Annotated in this window: 1 protein-coding gene; it reads left to right on the forward strand. The window is 67.7% G+C overall.

Annotation, left to right across the window (positions count from 1 at the left end; all coding sequences use genetic code 11):
* Nucleotides 1-3: 3 nt before the first annotated feature.
* A complete protein-coding gene (locus EV191_RS26175; RefSeq protein WP_165913108.1) occupies nt 4-2829 on the forward strand; it encodes an ATP-binding protein in 2826 nt (941 codons plus the stop codon).
* The last annotated feature ends 131 nt before the right edge of the window (nt 2830-2960 follow it).

The following is a 2960-nucleotide window of genomic DNA, read 5'->3' on the forward strand; positions in this document are numbered from 1 at the left end:
AGCGTGCTTGCGGACCGGGAGATCGAGCTGACGTTGCTTGATGAGCTGGCGCGCGCCGCCGGCAACCGGGATGGTTCGTTGGTCGTGGTGAGTGGTGCGATCGGGGTTGGTAAGACCGCTCTGCTCGCGGGGGTAGCGAGCCGCGCTCATCCCAGCGCCGTGGTGCTGGACGCAACTGGGTCCATTGTGGAGCGTCTCTTTCCGTTCGGCGTGATCCGGCAGCTCTGCGAGCCGGTGGTCGCCGGGCTCGATGACACCGAGCGAGCACAGGTCGACGAAGGGCTTACCGAGTTCGCCAGACCGTTGTTGTCCGGCGAGGATCTGTTCGGTGTGGCCGTCGACGCGCGGGCACCCGTGATGCAACAGGTCATGCACGGGGTTCGGCACCTGCTCAACGTCTATGGCGCGAACCGCCAGGTGCTGGTGTTCGTGGACGATGTGCAGTGGGCGGACCTGGAATCGCTGCGCTGTCTCGGGTATCTGGCCAGCCGGCTGGCTGGGACATCGGTGCTGATGGTTGTCACCCTCCGGGAAGGTAGCCCGGAAGGGGACAACCAGGGCGTTCGCGATCTGCTCGCGTGTGCTGGTCGAGTGTTGCGGTTGGGGCCGCTTTCGGCGACCGGGATCCGGTCGATGGTTCGTCAGCAGTTCGGTGTGTCCGGATCGGACCAGTTCGTCAACGTGTGTCACGAGGTTTCCGGTGGTAACCCGATGGTGCTGCGGGCAGTGCTTGACGAGCTGGCAGCGGTGCGGCGATGCCCAGTTGATGACTCGGCCGAATGGGTGCGGGATTGCCGGCCGGCGTTGCTGCGTGACCGGCTGGTAGCGCGCCTGCGGGCCCAGCCGGATTCCGCGCTGGAGTTTCTGCGCGCGCTGTCCTGCCTTGGGCCCGGTGCCGAGCCGGAAATCCTCGCCAGGCTCGCCGGGCTTGATGAGCTCGGCTACGCCGAAGTGGCTCGTGCTTTGTCGGATCAGGGCTTCTTGCTGACCGACCGTACCCCGGCGTTTGTCCACCCGGTCATGCGCGAAGCCGTGGACTGGTTGACCTCGCCGACGCAGGTGGAGCGGCTGCATACGGCGGCAGCCGCGTGGTTGCATGCGGCCGGCCATCCCGTGGAGCACGTGGCTGATCACCTGCTCGCGGTGCCGTCGCAGCAGGCGATGTGGGCCGTCGATGTGCTCAGGGAGGCGGCTGAGGGTGCCGTCCGCCGAGGCGATGTCGACGCCGCGACTCGCTATCTACGTCGTACGTTGCTGGATACCGCGCCGGACAGTGTCAGCCGAGCGGACCTATTGCTCGATCTCGCCGCGGTAGAACACACCGTGGACGTTTCGGCGGCAACCCGGCATGTGTTGGAGGCGGTATCGCTGTCCCGTGGCGTCGCGGGCCAAGCAGCCGCGTTGGTCCGGCTGTCCCCGGCGGCGCTGGGGCTGAGCTCACCGCCCGTGCTGAACACGCTGAATCAGGTGGCCGCAGCATTCGGCGAATCCGGTGGGTTGCCGGGTCCAGATCGGGAGCTGGCACTTCGCCTCGAGGCTCGAGTGCTAGCCGGCAGTCAAGAAATCGATTCTGCGGTGCGGCGGTTACGGGGGGCCGATCACGACGAGCTGCTGGAGAGTCCGGGCGGCAGGGAGTTGCTTGGGGTCACCCTGGAGCTGGCCGCCGTATCGGCCGCGATCCCCGCGGCCGAGGTGCGCCGCCTCGGGCACCGGCTACTTGACCGGGAACCGGCGACCTCGGGGCCGCACGGCATCGCGTCAATGGTGCTCTGTGCACTGTCCCTGGCGGAGAGCAGTGCGCCGGTCGAATCATGGTTGGACGCCGCTGTTGGTCACGGGGATCCGGTGGCGCGAGCAGCCGCGGATGCCAGCCGGACGCTGCTACGGGCCGGTGCCGGCCGTGTTGATGACGATATAGAGCTCGTCGCCGAGCGCCTGGTCACCGCAGACGGGTGGTTCTCCGCGATGTCGGTTGCCGGCATGCTGCGTACCGTAATTGCCCTTGAGTTGTATGGCCGCGGGCGGGTGCGGCGAGAGACCGAGACCGACGTGGCGCATCCGTTGACCGCGCGGATCGCGCAACTGTGTACGGATCGCGCCGAGCATCCGATTGTCGCCGCGCTGCTGCGCGCGGTCGCCGCCTCCCGAGCGTGTGGTGCGGGCGAACCGCGGCAGGCGCTGGAACATGTGCTCGACTGTGGGCGCCAGCTTGACCGGGCAGGTTGGTGCAATCCGGCGTTGGTTCCGTGGCGCAGTGGTGCCGCGCTGCTGCTGCACCAGCTCGGCGAGACAGACGAGGCGCTGGAGCTGGTCAGTACGGAGCACGAACTCGCGGTGGGGTGGGGCAGTGCCGCTTCGGTGGGCCGCGCCCTTGCGGTGCGCGGCGCGCTGACCTCTGGCACGGCCGGGGTGCGGCTACTGCGCGACGCCGTGGACGTGCTCGCTGAATCGTCGAACGAGCTGGAACGGGCCCGCGCCCATCTGGTGCTGGGCACCCGGCTTGCGGATGACGACCGCGGCGAAGCTGATATCCACCTCCGACTGGGGCGCGAGTTGCGTGAGGAGGACCCTGCCGACCGGCTCGTCGGATACGAGTTACGCGTGGTCATCGGTACCACCGGGACCGATGACCAAAGCCGAAAGCTGACCGCGGCGGAACGCCGAGTGGTCACCATGGTGGTCGACGGTCTCACCAACCAGGCGATCGCGGATGAACTCGGGGTCAGCCGTCGAGCCGTGGAGAAGCACCTCACGAACGTTTACACCAAGCTGGATGTGACCGGCAGGGCCGAGCTGAAAGCAACTCAGACAGCGGACGCCACTCGCTGACGGCTGGATCTAGGGAATTCCGCGCGAGGATTTGCGCAGACTCGAGCACAACTGTCGCCATGCCGTGCCGTGCGGTGCGGCGTGAGGAGGTTGTGCGGTGCGTGCTGCGGTAGCCGGGGCGAGCTGACGTG

Origin of the sequence: Tamaricihabitans halophyticus (genome assembly GCF_004340875.1) — a bacterium.
GTDB classification, from domain to species: Bacteria; Actinomycetota; Actinomycetes; order Mycobacteriales; family Pseudonocardiaceae; genus Tamaricihabitans; species Tamaricihabitans halophyticus.